This window comes from Marinobacter sp. JSM 1782161 (genome assembly GCF_011421605.1).
Taxonomy (GTDB): domain Bacteria; phylum Pseudomonadota; class Gammaproteobacteria; order Pseudomonadales; family Oleiphilaceae; genus Marinobacter_A; species Marinobacter_A bohaiensis.
The window spans coordinates 535,660-554,773 of sequence record NZ_WSSA01000003.1 but is presented as its reverse complement, the minus strand read 5'-3'; the positions used below and the strand labels follow the sequence as shown (position 1 = coordinate 554,773).

Here is a 19,114-nt window from a genome sequence, read left to right as displayed (position 1 = left end):
TATACTCAACCGTTTTATTATCGGGCTCTCCCCGTCGAGCGGTCGAGTCGTCGGTTTTCAAGGGTTTCGCGCCCTTTTCTCAACGGATTGAATGAATGGCAAAGGAAGTTTCTCTGGGGCGGATCGCCCGACAGCGCCCGTCGCGTATTGCCTGGGCGCTTCTTCTGATTTCCCTGGCGCTGACCGCGGGCGCCTGGCAGTTTTCCATACTGCTGGTGGAGGATCGCACCCAGGCGCGTTTCGAAACCCAGTCCCTGCAATTGAAGACGGCGATCGAGGAGCGTCTGCTGAACTACGAGCAGGTGCTGGCCGGCAGCGCCGGGCTGTTTGCGGTGGCGGACCTGGTGGGGCGCGAGGACTGGCGGCTCTACGTCAACAAGCTCGACATTAACCGCTACTACCCGGGCATCCAGGGGCTCGGCTTCACCGCCCGGGTTGAGGGCGACGAGGTGCGGGACTTCGTGCGCCGCATCCGTGACCAGGGGCTGCCCGATTACCTGATCAACCCCGCCGGCGTCCGCGCCGAGTACCATCCCATCGTCTTCCTTGAGCCCAGCACCCAGCGTAACAAGCGCGCCTATGGCTATGACGCTTTTGGCGATCCCACCCATCGTCAGGCCATGGAAGAGGCGCGGGACTCCGGCCTGGCGACGATGACGGGCAAGGTGGTGCTGGTGCAGGAAGAGGTGGACGACAAGCAGGCCGGCTTCCTGATGTACTTTCCGGTCTATGACGGGGATAAAGTGCCCCGTCTGCTGGAGGACCGGCGTGACCGGCTGCGCGGGTTCGTGTTCAGCGCCTTCCGTATGAACAACCTGATGGACGGGATCGTCGGCCTGATCGCCCCGTTCCTGGATGTGCGCATCTACGACAGCGACGTGGCGGTCAAGGAAGCGCTGATGTACGGCTCCAACCTGGGGTCGCTGGACAACGACTACACCTTCGCGATGAGCCAGAAGGTCGAGCACGGCGGACGTACCTGGTTGCTGCAGACCCATACCACGCCGGCCTTCGACTACCTGGCGTCGGATCCGCGGCCGCTGATCGTGCTGGTCGCCGGGATCATCATCAGCCTGCTGTTATTCGCCTTCTCGCTCGTCATGATCCGGTCGCGCCTGCTGGCGCAGATCAATGCCGGCCGCTACCGGGCGATCACCGAGGGGGCCAGCAACATCACCCTGATCCTCGACCAGCGCGGCCAGACCCAGTACGTCAGCCCCTCGTCGGAATACATTCTCGGCTACGACCCGCGCAACGTGCCGGACCTGTCGCTGGAGCGCCAGGTGCATCCCGATGACTGGCCGCAGATGCAGCAGGTGTTCGAGCAGGCCATGGAGGAACCCGGCAAGGCCCTGCCCGTGGTCCACGCGCGCATCCGCGATGCCTGCGGCGACTGGCGAGATATGGAGGGCTCCTACACCGCGATGATGGACGTGCCCGGCGTCAACGGCGTCGTGGTCAGTCTGCGGGACCTGACCGAGCTCAAGGCGGCCCAGACGGAGCTGCATCGGCTGGCGTTCTACGATCCGCTCACCGGGCTGGCCAACCGCCAGCTGTTCCGCGACCGGCTGGAACACGTCATCCGCCGTTGCAAGCGCAGCGGCCAGTCGGCGGCGCTGATGTTCCTCGATCTGGACGGTTTCAAACGCATCAACGACACGCTGGGCCACGATGTGGGCGACCAGTTGCTGCAGAGCGTGGCCGGCTGGCTCATCGACTGTGTGCGGGAAGAGGATTCCGTGGCGCGGCTCGGGGGCGATGAGTTTGTGGTGCTGTTGTCCGAGGTGACCGGTTCCGATGCGGCGGCCGGCGTGGCCGAGAGCATTCTCCGGCGCCTGTGCCAGCGCATCCGGCTGGGCGAGCACGAGGTGCGGGTGACGGTCAGTATCGGTCTGGCAATGATCCCTGACGACAGCGCCGACGCCACCTCGCTGATGAAGTACGCCGACCTGGCGATGTACCGCGCCAAGGAGCTGGGGCGCAACAACGTGCAGTTCTTCACCGCGGCCATGAACATCCAGGCGGCGCGGCGCATGCTGCAGCAGGAAGAGTTGAGCAATGCCCTGGACGGCGACCGCTTCGTGCTGCATTTCCAGCCCAAGTTCGACCTGGCCCGGGAGCAGGTGCTGGGGGTCGAGGCTTTCCTGCGCTGGCAGCACCCCGAGCGGGGGCTGGTGCCGGCCCAGCAGTTCATCCACCTGGCCGAGGAGTCGGGCCTGATCGTGCGCCTGGGAGAGCTGGCGCTGCGCCAGGCCTGCATCCAGATCCAGGCACTGGAGCGGGCCGGATTCGGCGACCTGCGGATCTCGGTCAACCTGTCGGCGCGGCAGGTCATCGATCCCGGCTTTATGGGCATGTTTCGCCAGGTCATCACCGAGACCGGCGTGCGGCCGGAGCAACTGGAGGTGGAGCTGCCTTCCGAGTTGCTCAACGAGGATCCGGACATCCTGCACCCGCTGTTGCGGGCGCTTCATGATATCGGTGTGTGTCTGATCCTGGATAATTTCGGCGCCGGCAGCTGCTCGCTGGCGGCCATGCAGCGACTGCCGCTGAACGCGGTGAAGATCGATCAGGTCTTCATCCGCGACATTCCCTATAACGCCACCGCCACCGACGTGACCTCGGCGGTGATTGCCCTGGCCCACAAGCTGCACCTGACGGTGATTGCCGAAGGCGTGGAAACGCCGCAGCAACTGAATTTCCTGCGCGCCAGCGGCTGTGCCCAGGCCCAGGGTAACCTGTTCAGCTATCCCCTTGACGAGGACGCCCTGATTGGATTCCTGGTGCGTCAGCAGGAACGCTCGGGAACTTAGCGCCCGTCGGCGAATCAATCCGACGGGACGCCGGCCCGATTGTACAAATCCTAACAGGGGTACATGGCAATAGGGTCGGTTAACCGGTAAAATCAGCGTTCGCCATTCTGCCGCCGACCCGGGCATTGTCCGGGCCGGGCGCGCCGAACATTTTTCTGACGTGAGACACCCTATTCTGTGACTGACCTGAGCCACATCCGCAATTTTTCCATCATCGCCCATATCGATCACGGAAAATCCACGCTTGCCGATCGCTTCATCCAGCTCTGTGGCGGCCTGACCGACCGCGAGATGGCCGAGCAGGTACTCGACTCCATGGATCTGGAGCGTGAGCGCGGGATCACCATCAAAGCCCAGAGTGTCACCCTGCGCTACAAGGCCCGGGACGGAATCGAGTACGAGCTCAACATGATCGACACCCCGGGCCACGTGGATTTCTCCTATGAGGTATCGCGATCGCTGTTCGCCTGCGAAGGCGCCCTGCTGGTTGTGGATGCCGGTCAGGGCGTTGAGGCTCAGTCGGTCGCCAACTGCTATACGGCGATCGAGCAGGGGCTGGAAGTGGTGCCGGTCCTGAACAAGATGGACCTGCCCCAGGCGGAACCCGACCGGGTGGCCCAGGAAATCGAGGACATCATCGGCATCGAGGCCACCGAAGCGGTGCGCTGCAGTGCCAAGACCGGCCTGGGTGTCGAGGACGTGCTGGAAGAACTGATCCGGCTGGTGCCTCCGCCCCAGGGCGACGTGGACGGCCCGCTGCAGGCTTTGATCATCGACTCCTGGTTCGACAACTACCTGGGCGTGGTGTCGCTGGTGCGCGTGCGCCAGGGCAGCCTGCGCAAGGGCGACAAGATCCTGATCAAGTCGACCGGCCGCGCCTGGCAGGTGGACAAGGTGGGTATCTTTACGCCCAAGCCCACCGATACCGGCGTGCTCGGTACCGGCGAGGTCGGTTTTGTGATCGCCGGCATCAAGGACATCCAGGGTGCCCCGGTGGGCGATACCATTACGCACCAGAGTACGCCGGACACGGCGATGGTGCCGGGCTTCCAGAAGGTGAAGCCCCAGGTGTTCGCCGGCCTGTTCCCGGTCAGCTCCGACGATTACGACGACTTCCGTGAGGCGCTGGACAAGCTGACCCTGAACGACGCTTCCCTGTTTTTCGAGCCGGAAAGCTCCGACGCCCTGGGCTTCGGCTTCCGCTGTGGCTTCCTGGGCATGCTGCACATGGAAATCATCCAGGAGCGGCTGGAACGGGAATACGACCTGGACCTGATCACCACGGCGCCGACGGTGGTGTTCGAGGTGGTCAACAAGCAGGGTGAGACCCTGTACGTCGATAACCCGTCCCGCCTGCCGGATGTGGGCAGCATCGAGGAAATGCGCGAGCCGATCGTCGAGGCCAACATCCTCGTGCCCCAGGAACACCTGGGCAACGTCATCGCCCTGTGCGAGGAAAAACGGGGTGTTCAGAAGAACATGCTGTTCCTCGCCAGTCAGGTGCAGTTGACCTATGAGCTGCCGATGGCGGAAGTGGTTCTCGATTTCTTTGACCGGGTCAAGTCCGCCAGTCGCGGTTTCGCGTCACTGGATTATCATTTCAAGCGCTTCCAGACCGCCGACCTGGTGCGTCTGGATATCCTGATCAACGGCGACCGGGTGGATGCCCTGGCGTTGATCGTCCATCGGGATCATGCCCACTACCGCGGTCGTGCGGTGCTGGAGAAGATGAAGGAACTGATCCCGAGGCAGATGTTTGATATCGCCCTGCAGGCGGCGATCGGCACGCACGTGATCGCCCGCCAGACGGTCAAGGCGCTGCGCAAGAACGTCACGGCCAAGTGCTACGGCGGTGACGTGAGCCGGAAGAAAAAGCTCCTGCAGAAACAGAAAGAAGGTAAAAAGCGCATGAAGCAGCTTGGTAATGTCGAGGTGCCCCAGGAAGCGTTTCTTGCCGTACTGCGCGTCGACAACTAGGACTCCAACTGCATGGATATCGATTTTCCCCTGATCCTTGTCACCCTGACGTTCGCCACCGGCCTGATCTGGCTGGCGGACTGGCTGTTCCTGCGCAGTCGCCGTGAGGCCCGGGCTACCGAAACCCAGACCGCCACGGCCGCCGGTGGCAGTGCGGGGGAAGACGACAGCGACGACGACAAGGCGCCGTACCTGGTGGAGCTGAGCCGCTCCTTCTTTCCGGTATTGGCCATCGTGCTGGTGTTGCGCTCCTTCCTGGTCGAGCCCTTCCAGATTCCGTCCGGTTCCATGCTGCCCACGCTGAAGGTCGGGGATTTCATCCTGGTCAACAAGTTCTCCTACGGCCTGCGCCTGCCGGTGATCGGTACTAAAGTGGTCGATATCGGTGAGCCGGAGCGGGGTGACGTGATGGTGTTCAAGTACCCCAAGGATGGCGAGACCAACTATATTAAGCGGGTGATCGGGCTGCCGGGCGACACCATCAGCTATCACGACCACACCCTGTCCATCAACGGCGAGGTGGTTGCGTCCGATTTTGTGGCCACGCTGCCGCCGGTGGAATTGCGCGAGGAGGACCTGGGGACCGTCAAGCACCAGATCCTGCGCTCCATGGGGCGGACGGCGCCGGGCGGGGAAGGTGAGTGGACCATTCCCCAGGGGCAGTACTTCGTCATGGGGGACAACCGCGACAACAGCAACGACAGCCGGTACTGGGGCACCGTGCCCGAGCACCTGGTGGTGGGCAAGGCCTTTGCCATCTGGATGCACCTGGATTCCTGGCTGCCCAGTTTCGACCGTGTCGGCCTGATCGACTGAACCGGCGGCCGGCCAGGAAGGCCGGCGCCTCCACAACCAGAAAAAAGAGAGTATGTCATGAAGACTCAACGTGGCGCTTCCACCCTGGGTATTCTTATAGCGGTCCTCTTTTTCGGCAGCCTGATTACCCTGGTAATCAAGCTCGGGCCCGTCTATCTGGATGACCTGACCATCCAGGAAGCCATTGAAAGCCTCGACAACACCGAGGACCTGGGCCAGCTGAGCGTTCGCGACGTGCAGACCCTGATCCGCAAGCGTCTGAGCGTCAACAACGTGGACGGCTTCGACCAGAAGCTTATCGAGATCAAGAAGGACGGTGATGCGGTGCTGGTTTCCCTCGAGTACGAGGTGCGCACCGACCTGTTCCAGAATGTGGACGCGGTTGTCCACTTTAACCACGCCTATGAGATGAGAGGCCAGTGAGGGTAAGCGAGATTGAAATGGGCCGGCTCCAGAAGCGGTTGGGATACCAGTTCCGGGATCCCGAGCTGCTGACCCTGGCGCTGACCCACCGAAGCCACGGGAACCAGAACAACGAACGTCTTGAGTTTCTCGGGGATTCGATTGTCAACATGGTCATTGCCGAGCATCTGTACCGCCATTTCGAGAACGCTCGGGAAGGCCAGTTGAGCCGGCTGCGCGCGCGCATGGTCAAGGGGGTCACCCTGGCCGAGATTGGCCGCGAGTTCCACCTGGGCGAATACCTGCGCATGGGCTCCGGTGAGCTGAAGAGTGGCGGATTCCGGCGCGATTCGATCCTGGCGGATGCGGTGGAGTCGGTGATCGGCGCTATCTATCTGGACAGCGACTTCCACACCTGCCGTGCCCGCGTGCTGGCCTGGTTCACCGAACGTCTGGAACGCCTGGATCTGCAGGACACCCAGAAAGATCCCAAGACACGGCTGCAGGAGTACCTGCAATCGCGTCAGTACCCGTTGCCACGCTACGACGTGATCTCCATCGAGGGCGAGGCCCATGCCCAGACCTTCCACGTCGAGTGCGCGTTGCCATCGCTGGATCGCAAGACCACCGGTGTCGGTGGCAGTCGCCGTGTCGCCGAACAGCAAGCCGCCCGCAACGCCCTGAAATCCCTGGGCGTGGAGAATAACTGATGATCGATCCCACCCAGCCGGACAATCCCGACAGCCGTTGTGGCTTTGTCGCGATCGTCGGCCGCCCCAACGTGGGCAAGTCCACCCTGCTGAACCACATCCTCGGCCAGAAGCTGAGCATCACCTCGCGCAAGCCGCAGACGACCCGTCACCAGGTGCTGGGCATCCAGACCCGCGGCGACGTGCAGGCCATCTACGTGGATACCCCGGGGATGCACGAGGAAGAGCCGCGGGCGTTGAATCGCTACATGAACCGGGCGGCGAGCTCGGCACTGAAGGACGTGGACGTGGTGGTTTTCGTGGTGGACCAGAACCACTGGACCACCGCGGACGAGATGGTCCTGCGCAAGCTGGAAAACGTCAAAGCCCCGGTTATCCTGGCGGTGAACAAGGTCGACAAGCTGGACAAGCGTGAGGTCCTGCTGCCGCACCTGGAAGAGCTGGCCCGCAAACGTGAGTTCGCCGAGATCATTCCGCTGTCCGCCCTGCGCGGCCAGAACCTGGAACCACTGGAGGCGGCCGTGGATCGGATGCTGCCGGCCAGCATCCATTTCTACCCGGACGACCAGCTGACCGACCGCAGCCAGCGCTTCCTGGCCTCGGAAATTGTGCGCGAGAAAATCACGCGCCAACTGGGTGCGGAGTTGCCTTACTCCACCGCCGTTGAGATCGAGGAATTCAAGGACGACGGCAAAGTCCTGCACATCGCCGCTCTGATCCTCGTTGAACGTGACGGGCAGAAGAAGATCCTGATCGGCGACAAGGGAGAGCGCATCCGCCGCATCGGTCAGGAAGCGCGTATCGATATGGAAAAGCTGTTCGACGGCAAGGTGATGCTGCGCCTGTGGGTCAAGGTCAAGAAGGGCTGGGCGGACAGCGAGCGCGCGCTGAAAAGTCTCGGAATGAACGACTTCTGATCGCGGCCCGTGACGACGTGATGTTGCACGCGCCGCCGGCCAACACAGGAGTTGCCAGCCGATGAGCGACAGGGTCGAACAGGAGCCCGGCTATGTCCTCCATCGCCGGAACTACCGCGAAACCAGTCTGATGGTGGACCTGTTTTCGCTCAACCACGGCCGCCTGACCGTGGTGGCGCGTGGCGCCAACAGCCCGAAGAGTCCCCTCAAGGCCCAGCTGCAACCCTTCCAGCCCATGCTGCTGGGCTGGCAGGGCCGCTCCGACCTCAAGAACCTGACCGCGGCCGAAAGCCGCCTGGGGCCCGATCTGCGCCGCACCGAGCGGCTGTACTGCGGGCTCTACCTCAACGAGCTGCTGCAGCGCCTGCTGCCACCTGCTGAACCCTTTCCGCAGCTGTTTGCCCATTACATTGAAGCCCTTGAGAATCTGGCGCAGGCCGGCGACATCGAGCCCCTGCTGCGCCGGTTCGAATGGTGGCTGATTGATGCCCTGGGCTACGGCTTTGCCTGGGACCAGGCTATGGATACCGGCGAACCGGTGCGGATGGACGCTTATTACTACTATGACCCGGAGCAGGGCGTCCTGGCACAGGCATCGCCGGGCAGCCTGCTGCGGGGGCTTCGGGGCGACGTGCTGCTGGAACTGGCGGATGCACGCCTGGACAGCCCCGAGGCGCGTCGCACGGCCAAGCGCATGATGCGCGTGCTGATCGATCATCTGCTGCAGGGCCGCGAGTTGCACAGTCGCGCCCTGTTCCAACAATGGCGAGGAGACAAGCATGAAACCTAGAGTGTTGCTCGGCGTGAACGTCGACCACGTGGCCACCCTGCGCCAGGCCCGCGGTACCCGCTATCCGGACCCGGTCCAGGCGGCGTTGCTGGCGGAAGAGGCTGGCGCCGACGGCATTACCATCCATCCTCGCGAGGACCGCCGCCACATCCAGGACCGCGACGTGCTGCTGATGCGCGACATGCTCAACAGCAAAATGAACCTGGAAATGGCGGTCACCGAGGCCATGTTGGCCTTCGCTGAGCAGGTGCGCCCGCCGTGCGTTTGCCTGGTGCCGGAAAAGCGCGAGGAGCTGACCACCGAAGGCGGTCTTGACGTGGTGGGTCAGGAGGAGAAAATCGCCCGGGCCTGTGAACGACTGGCGCGCGTCGACGCGGAAGTGTCGCTGTTCATCGATGCCGACCGGGACCAGATCGACGCGGCTGCGCGTTGTGGCGCGCCGGTTATCGAGATCCATACCGGGCACTACGCCGATGCGGAGACGCCGGACGCGGTGGAGGCCGCCTTCAGGCAGGTGGCCGACGGCGTCGCCTACGCTCGCTCACTGGGCCTGGTGGTCAACGCCGGCCACGGTCTGCATTACCACAACACCGAGCGGGTGGCGGCGATTCCCGGGATCAACGAACTCAACATCGGCCACAGCATCATTGCCCGCGCCCTGTTCACCGGCATGAAGGAAGCGGTGCGGGACATGCGTGAGATTCTCGACCGGGCCGTTACCCTGCGCCCATAAGGAATCCGGGCGTCAGGACGGATTCAGGGGCTCGCCGACGCGGTCCCTGAACATGGCCTGCCACTCGGTTTCCTCCGACCAGATCAGCAGCCGGTCGATGGCCGCCATCAACGCCTCGGCCAGCGCCGTGCGCTCCGGCGTCTCGCGTTTGAGCGCCGTTTCCAGCCGCTCCGACAGGTTGCGCAGTTCCGGCACGCCGCAGTAGCGGGTGGCGCCGTGAAGCTTGTGGACCCGTTCCAGCAGTTCGGCCTCGTCGTTATCGGTCAGTAGTTTGCGAATGCCGTTCTGGTCGAAGCTGACCTGTTCCAGCAGCATGCTGAACAGCTCCTCCGCGAGATCGGCCTTGCCCGCCGCCAGGCGAATGCTTTCCTCCACATCCACGCAGGGCAACTGCTTTTCCTTGCTCGATGGACGGATGCCTCGGCCCTGGCCCCGGCTGTCGGCCGTCGGAGCCGCGCGCGGCGTTTCGCCCGTCGTCGATCCCTGGTAGCCGGTGTGGCGGGCCAGGGCCTCCAGCAGCTGTTCGCTGTTGACCGGTTTGGTCAGGTAGCCGTCGAACCCCTGGCGCATCAATCGATCTTTTTCTTCCGACAGGGCGTGGGCGGTCAGCGCCAGGATGGGCACCGGCGTGGGGCGTTCGTCCAGGTGGCGCAGGCGGCTGGTGGTTTCCACGCCGTCCATGCCCGGCATCTGCAGGTCCATGAAGATCAGGTCGAACTGGGTCTGGCGCGCCTTGCTCAGGGCCTCGAAACCGCTGGAGGCCCCTTCCGCGGGAATCTGGCAGTCGGCCAGCAACGTCAGCACCAGCTTGAGGTTGGCTTCGTTGTCGTCCACCGCCAGGACTCTTGGCGCGTCGCTGGTGCGCGCATCCGGCAGCAGGGCGCTGACGCCATTGTGATCCAGGGTGGTGGGCAGGTGAGTGCCGTGGATCAGGGCGAACAGCTGGTTATAGAGCCGGTCGCGGCAAACCGGCTTGGTGATGTGTCCGCTGGCCTGGCCGGTGAGGTGGCCGTCGTGGTCTTCCAGGGTCGGGGTCAGGATCAGGGTGCGACAGTCGCGCTCGACTTCCAGGGTATGGAACATTTCCCGGTACTGGCTCGAATGCAGCAGGTGCCGGGTAACCCCGATCATGGCGGCGGCGTAGCCCCGGTTGTCGTACTGGGCCTGCTCCACCTTTTCCAGCAGATCGCCGGGGGAGCTGGCTTCATCCACGGTAATACCCCAGTCGCTGAGGATGTGCCGGACCGACAGGGCGGTGGTCTTCTGCTGCTCCAGGTAGATGATGCGTTCTTTCTGCAGGCCGTCCCGCGGTGCCGGCGCTTCGGTATTGCGCGCCACCTCGGTGGACAGCGTGAACCAGAAGGTGGAGCCCTGGCCGAGTTCGCTTTCCAGGCCGATCTCGCCGCCCATTTCCTCCACCAGGCGCTTGGAGATGACCAGACCCAGGCCGGTGCCGCCGTATTGGCGCGCGGTGGAGGCGTCCGCCTGGCTGAACGCGTTGAACAGCGATTGTTGCTGCGCCCGGGACAGGCCCACGCCGGAATCGGTCACGCTGAAGCGCAGTAGTACGCGGTGGCCTTCCTCGTCCTCGTCGTCGAGGCTGGCGCGCAGGACCACTTCACCGGTCTGGGTGAACTTGATGGCGTTGTTCACCAGGTTGGTGATGATCTGTTTGACCCGTAACGGGTCGCCCATGATGGTGTCGGGCACGTCGTTGTAGATCAGTGGCACCAGGTCGAGGTTCTTGGCGTGGGCGGCCGGCGCCAGCATCACCATGACCTCCTCGATGGTGTCGCGCAGGCCGAAGGGGATGCGGTCCAGGATCAGCTTGCCGGCCTCGATCTTGGAGAAGTCGAGGATGTCGTTGATGATCGTCAGCAGGATTTCCGAGGACTTGCGGATGGTGTTGAGGTGATCCCGCTGCTGTTGCTGGGCCGGCGATTTCAGCAGCAGCTCGGTGAACCCGATGATGCCGTTCAGCGGCGTGCGGATCTCGTGGGACATGTTGGCCAGGAATTCCGATTTGATGCGGCTCGCTTCCAGAGCCTCCTTGCGCGCCAGGTCCAGCTCGATGTTTTGGATCTCGATGGTCTCCAGGGTCTCGCGCAGATCCTCGGTGGCCTGATCGATGTTCTGCTGCATTTCCGCCTGGGCTTCGCTGAGCTCCTGGGCCATGTCGTTGAGGCCGGATTCCAGCTGCTCGAATTCGGGGCCGGCGCGGGTGTAGACGCGGGTCTTCAGGTCGCCACCCTTGAGCCGCGCCACGGCGCTGTTGAGTTCGAAGATCGGGTCCGTGACGCTGCGGCTCATACGCAGGGCGATGAGCACGTTCAGTCCGATGCCGCCGAGGATCAGCAGCAGACTGATCAGCAGCGCCTTGTAGCGTTCCTTGTCGGTCCGCACATGGGACATTTCCACCGCCGACCAGCCGATGGGCGCCTCGGCGCTGGGCGCGGTGTTGCGGGATTCCAGATCGAGCATGCTGTCGATCATCAGGTCCTGCAGGTAGACCGGGGCAATGAATACCGAGCTGGAGCCGGATTTGAGCACCAGGGTGGAGGCCTCGGTCAGCTTCTCGTTGCCGATTTCCTCGCGGAGGCTGGGGCCGGTGTGCAGCAGACGCTGTCCCTGGGCATTGAAGAAGGTGATGGAACGCACGTCCTGCTCTTCCAGGAGGGCGTTGGAAAGATTGTTGAGCAGGCTGCGGTTGCCGGTGAACATGCCGTATTCGGAAGCGGCGGCCAACTGGCGGGACAGGGATTCGCCGCGATCGCGCAGGAGCTGTTCGATGTTGCCTACCCAGCTCTGGGTGAAGAAGATCCCCAGGATGAGCGTGGTCAGTATGGTGGGTACCAGCGTAACAACCAGTACTTTTCTGCGAATGCCCCAGCGTCGCATGGTGCGCTTCCTGATTCCGTCGGTTGTCCCGTATCGGCTCATCCCTGGAGGGCCTTGTGGCCGGGCCCCAAGCGTACGAGACGTCGTCCCTGATTCTTATTGGCGGCGCCGGTAACTCTCGCCGACCGGTGCGACCATACCATCATAATCGTGAACCCCGACAGAAATCGGGAACAGCCGGCAGACGCTATACGGACCGACCTTATCAGCGCCCGGCGTTAGAACCTGGCGTCATTTCGGTAGCGACAAGCTGTATTGGGATAGCGCCTGCTATGCGCGTATGATGCGTCGTCAGAGTGTAACACAGCTTGGGAGGACCGCCGGAGGAACCGGCCGACCGTTTTCCCGTCAAAAAACGCTGTCAGGAGTCTGAGAATTCATGCATTTTCCAACTATTGAAGACTATGTCGGCCACACCCCGCTGGTGCGTCTGCAGCGCCTGCCGGGCGACACCTCCAACGTTATCCTGGCCAAGCTGGAAGGCGACAACCCGGCCGGATCGGTCAAGGATCGCCCGGCCATCAGCATGATCCAGGAAGCGGAGCGCCGTGGTGACATCAAGCCGGGCGATACCCTGATCGAGGCCACCAGCGGCAACACCGGGATTGCCCTGGCCATGGCGGCGGCGATCAAGGGCTACCGCATGGTACTGATCATGCCCGCCAACATGAGCGAGGAGCGGCGTGCCTCCATGCGCGCGTACGGCGCCGAGATTGTCACGGTCAGCAAGGAAGAAGGCATGGAAGGTGCCCGCGACCTGGCGGCCCGAATGCAGGAGGAGGGCAAGGGGCTGGTGCTCGACCAGTTCGCCAACCAGGACAACCCGCTGGCCCATTACCGCACCACCGGTCCGGAAATCTGGGAGCAGACCCAGGGGCGGGTCACCCATTTCGTCAGTTCCATGGGCACCACCGGCACGATTATGGGTGTGTCCCGTTACCTTAAAGAGCGTAACCCGGATATTCGCATCGTGGGGCTGCAGCCTTCTGATGGCTCCTCGATCCCCGGTATTCGCCGCTGGCCGCAGGAGTACCTTCCCAAGATCTACGACGCCGCGCGGGTCGATCAGGTGCTGGACGTCGACCAGCAGGACGCCGAGGACACCATGCGCGCCCTGGCCCGCGAAGAGGGCATCTTCTGCGGTGTTTCCTCCGGTGGCGCCATTGCCGCGGCCCTTCGCCTTTCGGAGCAGGTTGAGAACGCGGTGATCGTCGCCATTATCTGTGACCGGGGCGACCGGTACCTGTCGACCGGCGTTTTCCCCGGGGCGTGACCGTCGCCCGACACCCATATAAGAAAGGAAGCCCTGCGGGGTTTCCTCGCCTGACCGGAATACCTGATGAGCAAGAGACGTAGAAAGAAAGCATTACCCGCCGACCCGATTCCCTGTGACATCGAAAAACTGAGCCACGACGGCCGCGGGATCGCCCACCTGGACGGCAAGATCCAGTTTGTCGACGGCGCCCTGCCGGGCGAGAAAGTCATGGCGAAGTACGTCGGTACCCGCCGTAGCTTTGACGAGCTGCGCGCCACCGAGGTGACCGAAGCGTCGCCGGATCGGGTGGAAACACCCTGCGATTTTGCCGACCTGTGTGGCGGCTGCAGTCTGCAGCACGTGGCGCCGGATGCCCAGATCGGGTTCAAGGAGGCGACGCTGCGGGAACATTTTGCCCACTTCGGGGGCATTGAGCCGGAGCAGTGGGTGCCGCCCATGCGATCCGACGGACTGGGCTATCGTCGCAAGGCGCGTCTCGGGGTGCGTTTCGTGCCCAAGCGGGACGCCGTGCTGGTCGGCTTTCGCGAGAAGCGCAACAGCTTTCTCACCGACATTGACCGTTGCGTGGTGATGGATCCGCGCATTGGCGAGCGCATTACGCCGCTGCGGGAACTGCTCTACAGCATGGAGGCCTACAGCCGTATTCCCCAGGTCGAGGTGGCCTGCGGTGATGATGTCGCCGCCATGGTGGTTCGCAACATGGACCCGCTGTCCGACGCGGACCGGGACAAGCTGCTGGCCTTCGGCCAGGCGCATGAATTGCATATCTACCTGCAGCCCAAGGGGCCGGATACCGTGCACCGGATCTGGCCGGAAAGCGCGGGCCGGGATGATGAGCGACTGACCTACCGTCTGCCGTCGTTCGACCTCACCATGCGCTTCCACCCGATGGATTTCACGCAGGTGAACGCCGACATCAACCAGCGCATGGTGGATCACGCCCTGGACTGGCTGGAGCCGCAGCCCGACGAGCGGGTGCTGGACCTGTTCTGCGGTCTGGGCAACTTTACGCTGCCGTTGGCGCGGCGTTGCGGCGAAGTGGTCGGTGTCGAGGGCGACGACGCCATGGTCGTGCGCGGCCGCGAGAACGCTGACCTGAATGGTCTGACCAACGCGCGTTTCCACGGTGCCAACCTGCAGGGAGATTTTACCGGCGAAAGCTGGGCCGCCGAGGGTTTCGACAAGATCCTCATCGACCCGCCGCGTTCCGGCGCCCAGGAGGTTTGTGAATACCTGACCGCGTTCGGCGCCCGGCGGATTGTTTATGTCTCCTGCAACCCGGCCACACTGGCGCGGGATGCGGGCGTACTGGTGGAGAAAGGATATCGGCTGGTGAAAGCGGGCGTCATGGATATGTTCCCGCACACCACGCACGTGGAATCGATGGCCCTGTTCGAGCGCGCTGACTGACGCGCCGCGAGCTGAACATCGCTTGTTGTCACAACAATAACCGACAACGCGAACACGGGCGATGCGCGCGTCCGGACCTCAGGGGCCGGGCGGGCGCGAGTAACAAGGGGAAGTTCTACCGCTATGGTAAAGGTTCGAGAAGATTACGCCGTGACCACGGATGGTCGGGTCGATATCGAGGGCTGGGTGCATCACATCGAATCCCAGACCACCCTGGAGGACGTCGACCAGTTCCGGCGGGCCTGCGAGAAGGCCGCCATCATCGATTTGCAGGCGGTTCGTGAGGACCGTTTGTGGGCGCCCGGTGCCAGCAGTTTCCGCACCGGTGTGGAAATGGCCCAGGTTCTGGCCGAGCTGCACCTGGATCAGGCCTCGCTGGTGGCGGCGATCCTGTACCGGGCGGTGCGCGAGGAGCGTATCGGCCTGGACGAGGTGAAGGCCGAATTCGGCGATGAGGTGGCGGGCCTGATCAACGGCGTGCAGCACATGGCGGCGATCTCCTCGATCCATCACCCCCTCAAGGGCAACGTGCTGGGCCAGAGCCAGGGCCAGCTCGACAACGTGCGCAAGATGCTGGTCACGATGATCGACGACGTGCGCGTGGCCCTGATCAAGCTGGCGGAACGCACCTGTGCCATCCGGGCCGTGAAGAGCGCCCCGCCCGAGAAGCGCATGCGCGTGGCTCGGGAAGTGTTCGACATCTACGCTCCACTGGCCCATCGTCTGGGGATCGGTCACATCAAGTGGGAGCTGGAGGACCTGTCTTTCCGCTACCTGCACGAATCCGCCTACAAGAAAATCGCCAAACTGCTCGACGAGAAGCGCCTCGACCGGGACGAGTACATCAAGCGGGTGCTGTCGGCGTTGCAGGGCGAACTGGATCGGGCCGGCATCCAGGCCGAGCTGGCCGGGCGGGCCAAGCACATCTACAGCATCTGGCGGAAGATGCGCCGCAAGGGCATCGATTTCAGTCAGGTGTACGACGTGCGCGCCTTCCGCATCCTGGTGCCCACCCTGCGCGATTGCTATTCCGCGCTGGGCATCGTGCACAGCCTGTGGCGCCACATCCCCAACGAGTTCGACGACTACATCGCCAGCCCCAAGGAGAACGGCTACCAGTCCCTGCACACCGCCGTGATCGGTCCCGAAGGGAAGGTGATCGAGGTGCAGATCCGCACCCGGGCCATGCACGAGGAGGCCGAACTGGGCGTCTGTGCCCACTGGCTCTACAAGGGGACCGACACCGGCAAGCCGTCGACCGGCTACGAGGCCAAGATCAACTGGCTGCGTCAGGTGCTGGAATGGCAGGAAGACCTGGGCGACCTGTCCGGTCTGATCGACCAGTTGAAAACCGATGTGGTGCCGGACCGGGTGTACGTGTTCACGCCGGAAGGGCACGTGGTGGACCTGCCCCAGGGGGCGACGCCGGTGGACTTTGCCTATCGCGTCCACACCGAAGTGGGGCACGCCTGCCGGGGCGCCAAGGTCAACGGCCGCATCGTGCCGCTGACCTACCCGCTGAAAACCGGCGACCAGGTGTTCATCCTGACCTCCAACAACCCGGCGCCGAGCCGCGACTGGCTCAACTCCAGCCTGGGTTACATCCAGACCTCGCGGGCGCGGGCCAAGGTAACGCACTGGTTCAAGGAGCAGGACCGCGACCGCAACATCGTCGACGGCCGGGCGATCCTGGAAGATGAGTTCAAGCGCCTGTCCATTGACGATCTGGATCTGGTCAAGCTGGCGCGCAAAGTGAACTACCAGAGTGCCGACGATATGTTTGCCGCCGTCGGTGCCGGCGATTTGCGGCCCACACATGTAGCCAACATTGCGCAGCAGTTGCTGGAGCCGCGCACCAAGCAGCTGGACCTGAAGCTGCAGGGCACCAAACAGAAGGCGTACGAAGCCGATTCGGACATCAAGATCCAGGGCGTCGGCAACCTCAAGACGCAGGTGGCCAAGTGCTGCAAGCCGCTCCCCGGCGATCCGATCGGCGGCTACATCACCGTGGGCCGTGGCGTGACCGTGCATCGCCAGGACTGCCTGACCTTCCTGCACCAGCGCGAATTCGAGCCCAACCGGATCATCGAAGTCAGTTGGGGCGGTACCCAGGAGTCGGTCTACCCGGTGGATGTGGAAATCGAGGCGTACGACCGGTCTGGCCTGTTGCGGGACATCACCGCCATTCTGGCCAACTCACGCTGTAACGTGCTGGCGCTCAACACGCTGTCGAACCAGGACGACAACTCCGCCACCATGACGGTGACCCTGGAAATTTCCAGCCTGGAGCAGCTGGCCAAGCTGTTGGCGCAGATCCGGAACCTCCCGAACATCATGGAAGTACGGCGCAAGCGCAAACCCTGAGCGCTTGGTCCGTGGAGCAACGAGAGCACTATGGCTGATCACTACACCATCGACGACCTCAAACACCTGATGGCGCGCCTGCGCGATCCGGAGACGGGCTGCCCCTGGGACTGCAAGCAGGATTTCCGCAGCATCGTGCCACACACGCTGGAAGAGGCCTACGAAGTGGCTGACGCCATCGAGCGGGCGGACTATCCGCACCTGAAGGATGAACTGGGCGACTTGCTGTTCCAGGTAATCTTCTACGGCCAGTTGGGGCGCGAGGCTGGCCACTTCGAGTTCGACGGCATCGTCGATCACCTGGTCCGCAAGCTGGTGCGTCGTCATCCGCACGTGTTTCCGGAAGGCACCCTGGAAAGTCGGGTCGACCCGGACAACCGGCCCACCGACGCCGAGATCAAGGCCAGTTGGGAGCGGATCAAGGCGGAGGAGCGGGCCGCCAAGCCGGAGCCCGACGTCGAACCCAGCCGCCTGGACGGCATCGCCGCCAGCCTTCCGGGCATGGCCCGCGCCGAGAAGCTCCAGCGTCGGGCGGCCCGCCACGGCTTCGACTGGCCGGATATCGAGCCGGTGTTCGCCAAGCTGCACGAAGAGATCGATGAACTGCGCGAGGCCTGGGATGTGGCGCAGCGCGACCCCACCGACCGGGATGCCCTGGAGGACGAGCTGGGCGACCTGCTGTTCGTGTGCGTCAATCTGGCACGTTTCCTGAAGGTCGACCCGGAACAGGCGCTGCGTCGCACCAACCGCAAATTCGATGCACGCTTTCGGGCCATCGAGCGGGAACTTGCCTCACAGGGGCGCGAGTTTGATGAGCAGAGTCTGGAAGAGCTGGATGCCATCTGGCAGTCGGTCAAAGGGGTGGAGCACGCCGCCAACGACGACTGACCCGGGCAGGCCGCGTCGGGCGTGATAGGTACAATCCGTAACCATATCATGCAGTAAGCAGAAGGTCGTTAAGCTAAACTTTTTACAGAGTATTCGTTACGTCAGCCGGGGCAATGACTGACGCGACGCTCAGGAGTGGTAGTACACTGCAAAGGGGCTCACGAGGCGCCGGCGCAGTCTTGATCGAGCACATATAGCGGGAGCGTTGAACCATGAAGATCAAGGATCTGGTGAAATACTGGGATAAGCATGCACGCGGTCGTCTGACTCGGGACGCCTATGAGGCGGGGTTGTCGGAGCAGCATCTGGCACGCCTGGAGCGGCTGTCCGAACTGTATCCCATGAAGTCACCGCAGGATCTGATCCGTGACCTGGTCTCGGCCGCACTGGACGAGCTGGAAACCAGTTTTCCGTACGTCGAAGGGACCAAAGTCGTGGCTTTTGATGAGGATGGTTTCGAAATCTACGAGGACGAAGGCCTGACCCCCAGGTTCGTCAGCCTCAGCCAGAAGCACATGCAGGATCTCAAGGCGCGGCTGCTCGAAACCGCCGCCTGAAGCCTTACTTCCGACCCGCAAAGAAAAGCCAGCCTGGTGAATGGCTGGCTTTGACTCTCCGGGGTCGCCGGCCGGCGACCCGATGTCCGCCCGACGCTCCCCGTTTTCTGTTACCTACCGAAGGCTTCAGCCTTTCTTCACCGATTCCAGCTTGCCCTTGAGTGGCGTCTGGCGCGTCAGATCGTCCAGAGCGGCGCCGATCATGTCGTTGAGGATATCCGCCTCGCTGCGATCCGGGTAGAGCTCCGCCAGGGCGGCGATGCGGGCGGCGTCTTCCAGTGGCAGCCGCAGGGTATAGCTCTTGGCCTGTTCGCTGTCTTCTTTTGTGCCTTCCCAGTGCTTGGGCAGGTCGGTTACTTTCATGCTCGTTCCTCGCGCTGTGCGACTGTCGGGTTACGCTTCAAATAAACACCTTTGCCGTATCGATTTCAATCCGAGTTTCGTGTCCGTTGTTTTGCGCGCTTTGATGATGCGCCGATAACAGGCTGTTATATTGAAAGCGGTTTTTCATCGAACCCCGACTTCGACAGGAACAGGAACGGGGTTCCCATGGCGAAAGGACG

15 protein-coding genes are annotated in these 19,114 nt (G+C 63.2%); 13 read left to right on the top strand and 2 right to left on the bottom strand.

Features of this window, described 5'->3' with window-relative positions; genetic code table 11:
• Window positions 1-95: 95 nt before the first annotated feature.
• From GQB00_RS15350 to pdxJ, 8 genes are all read left to right on the top strand, one after another.
• Entirely contained in the window at window positions 96-2,813 is a 2,718-nt protein-coding gene (locus GQB00_RS15350) for an EAL domain-containing protein (protein ID WP_111497478.1), read from the top strand.
• 177 nt (window positions 2,814-2,990) lie between these two features.
• A complete protein-coding gene (lepA, locus tag GQB00_RS15345; protein ID WP_111497479.1) occupies window positions 2,991-4,790 on the top strand; it encodes a translation elongation factor 4 in 1,800 nt (599 codons plus the stop codon).
• Window positions 4,791-4,802: 12 nt separating this feature from the next.
• Window positions 4,803-5,606, top strand: a complete 804-nt coding sequence (lepB, locus tag GQB00_RS15340) for a signal peptidase I (protein ID WP_165856974.1) — start codon at window positions 4,803-4,805, stop codon at window positions 5,604-5,606.
• Window positions 5,607-5,663: 57 nt separating this feature from the next.
• Window positions 5,664-6,029, top strand: a complete 366-nt coding sequence (locus GQB00_RS15335; protein ID WP_111497481.1) for a DUF4845 domain-containing protein — start codon at window positions 5,664-5,666, stop codon at window positions 6,027-6,029.
• 17 nt (window positions 6,030-6,046) lie between these two features.
• Window positions 6,047-6,718, top strand: coding sequence for a ribonuclease III (gene rnc, locus GQB00_RS15330; protein ID WP_111497482.1), 672 nt, complete (start codon window positions 6,047-6,049; stop codon window positions 6,716-6,718).
• Window positions 6,718-7,635 carry a GTPase Era gene (gene era, locus GQB00_RS15325; RefSeq protein ID WP_111497483.1) on the top strand — a complete coding sequence of 306 codons (918 nt, stop codon included), beginning with the start codon at window positions 6,718-6,720 and terminating at the stop codon, window positions 7,633-7,635. The genes rnc and era overlap by 1 nt, the downstream gene beginning before the upstream one ends.
• 61 nt (window positions 7,636-7,696) lie before the next feature.
• Complete coding sequence (gene recO, locus GQB00_RS15320) at window positions 7,697-8,425, top strand: DNA repair protein RecO (RefSeq protein ID WP_165856973.1); 729 nt, start codon at window positions 7,697-7,699, stop codon at window positions 8,423-8,425.
• The gene (gene pdxJ / locus GQB00_RS15315; RefSeq protein ID WP_165856972.1) at window positions 8,415-9,158 is read left to right on the top strand and encodes a pyridoxine 5'-phosphate synthase; all 744 of its coding nucleotides are present in this window, start codon (window positions 8,415-8,417) and stop codon (window positions 9,156-9,158) included. The genes recO and pdxJ overlap by 11 nt, the downstream gene beginning before the upstream one ends.
• A gap of 12 nt (window positions 9,159-9,170) precedes the next feature.
• On the opposite strand, the gene GQB00_RS15310 is transcribed toward pdxJ, so the two are convergent.
• Complete coding sequence (locus GQB00_RS15310) at window positions 9,171-12,056, bottom strand: response regulator (RefSeq protein WP_165856971.1); 2,886 nt, start codon at window positions 12,054-12,056, stop codon at window positions 9,171-9,173.
• A 379-nt stretch (window positions 12,057-12,435) separates the two neighbouring features.
• Here GQB00_RS15310 and cysM point away from each other — a divergent pair, with 379 nt between their 5' ends.
• The 5 genes from cysM to GQB00_RS15285 all read left to right on the top strand — a co-directional run bounded on the left by cysM (window position 12,436) and on the right by GQB00_RS15285 (window position 18,551).
• Complete coding sequence (gene cysM, locus GQB00_RS15305) at window positions 12,436-13,329, top strand: cysteine synthase CysM (protein ID WP_111497487.1); 894 nt, start codon at window positions 12,436-12,438, stop codon at window positions 13,327-13,329.
• Between the two features lie 66 nt (window positions 13,330-13,395).
• Window positions 13,396-14,742 (top strand): 23S rRNA (uracil(1939)-C(5))-methyltransferase RlmD, encoded by a 1,347-nt coding sequence (rlmD, locus tag GQB00_RS15300; RefSeq protein WP_165856970.1) that lies wholly within the window; start codon window positions 13,396-13,398, stop codon window positions 14,740-14,742.
• A 123-nt stretch (window positions 14,743-14,865) separates the two neighbouring features.
• A complete protein-coding gene (gene relA / locus GQB00_RS15295) occupies window positions 14,866-17,106 on the top strand; it encodes a GTP diphosphokinase (RefSeq protein ID WP_111497489.1) in 2,241 nt (746 codons plus the stop codon).
• 30 nt (window positions 17,107-17,136) lie between these two features.
• A complete protein-coding gene (gene mazG / locus GQB00_RS15290) occupies window positions 17,137-17,994 on the top strand; it encodes a nucleoside triphosphate pyrophosphohydrolase (protein WP_165856969.1) in 858 nt (285 codons plus the stop codon).
• A 212-nt stretch (window positions 17,995-18,206) separates the two neighbouring features.
• Complete coding sequence (locus GQB00_RS15285) at window positions 18,207-18,551, top strand: pilin assembly protein (RefSeq protein ID WP_111497491.1); 345 nt, start codon at window positions 18,207-18,209, stop codon at window positions 18,549-18,551.
• 126 nt (window positions 18,552-18,677) lie between these two features.
• Here GQB00_RS15285 and GQB00_RS15280 read toward each other — a convergent pair whose 3' ends face one another.
• The gene (locus GQB00_RS15280) at window positions 18,678-18,914 is read right to left on the bottom strand and encodes a hypothetical protein (protein ID WP_111497492.1); all 237 of its coding nucleotides are present in this window, start codon (window positions 18,912-18,914) and stop codon (window positions 18,678-18,680) included.
• Between the last annotated feature and the right edge of the window lie 200 nt (window positions 18,915-19,114).

Coding starts and splice junctions, on each gene's coding strand:
- lepB (WP_165856974.1), top strand. CDS start 4,803: ATGGATATCGATTTTCCCCTGATCCTTGTCACCCTGACGTTCGCCACC.
- relA (WP_111497489.1), top strand. CDS start 14,866: ATGGTAAAGGTTCGAGAAGATTACGCCGTGACCACGGATGGTCGGGTC.
- GQB00_RS15335 (WP_111497481.1), top strand. CDS start 5,664: ATGAAGACTCAACGTGGCGCTTCCACCCTGGGTATTCTTATAGCGGTC.
- rlmD (WP_165856970.1), top strand. CDS start 13,396: ATGAGCAAGAGACGTAGAAAGAAAGCATTACCCGCCGACCCGATTCCC.
- rnc (WP_111497482.1), top strand. CDS start 6,047: ATGGGCCGGCTCCAGAAGCGGTTGGGATACCAGTTCCGGGATCCCGAG.
- GQB00_RS15280 (WP_111497492.1), bottom strand. CDS start 18,914: ATGAAAGTAACCGACCTGCCCAAGCACTGGGAAGGCACAAAAGAAGAC.
- recO (WP_165856973.1), top strand. CDS start 7,697: ATGAGCGACAGGGTCGAACAGGAGCCCGGCTATGTCCTCCATCGCCGG.
- pdxJ (WP_165856972.1), top strand. CDS start 8,415: ATGAAACCTAGAGTGTTGCTCGGCGTGAACGTCGACCACGTGGCCACC.
- GQB00_RS15310 (WP_165856971.1), bottom strand. CDS start 12,056: ATGCGACGCTGGGGCATTCGCAGAAAAGTACTGGTTGTTACGCTGGTA.
- mazG (WP_165856969.1), top strand. CDS start 17,137: ATGGCTGATCACTACACCATCGACGACCTCAAACACCTGATGGCGCGC.
- era (WP_111497483.1), top strand. CDS start 6,718: ATGATCGATCCCACCCAGCCGGACAATCCCGACAGCCGTTGTGGCTTT.
- cysM (WP_111497487.1), top strand. CDS start 12,436: ATGCATTTTCCAACTATTGAAGACTATGTCGGCCACACCCCGCTGGTG.
- GQB00_RS15285 (WP_111497491.1), top strand. CDS start 18,207: ATGAAGATCAAGGATCTGGTGAAATACTGGGATAAGCATGCACGCGGT.
- GQB00_RS15350 (WP_111497478.1), top strand. CDS start 96: ATGGCAAAGGAAGTTTCTCTGGGGCGGATCGCCCGACAGCGCCCGTCG.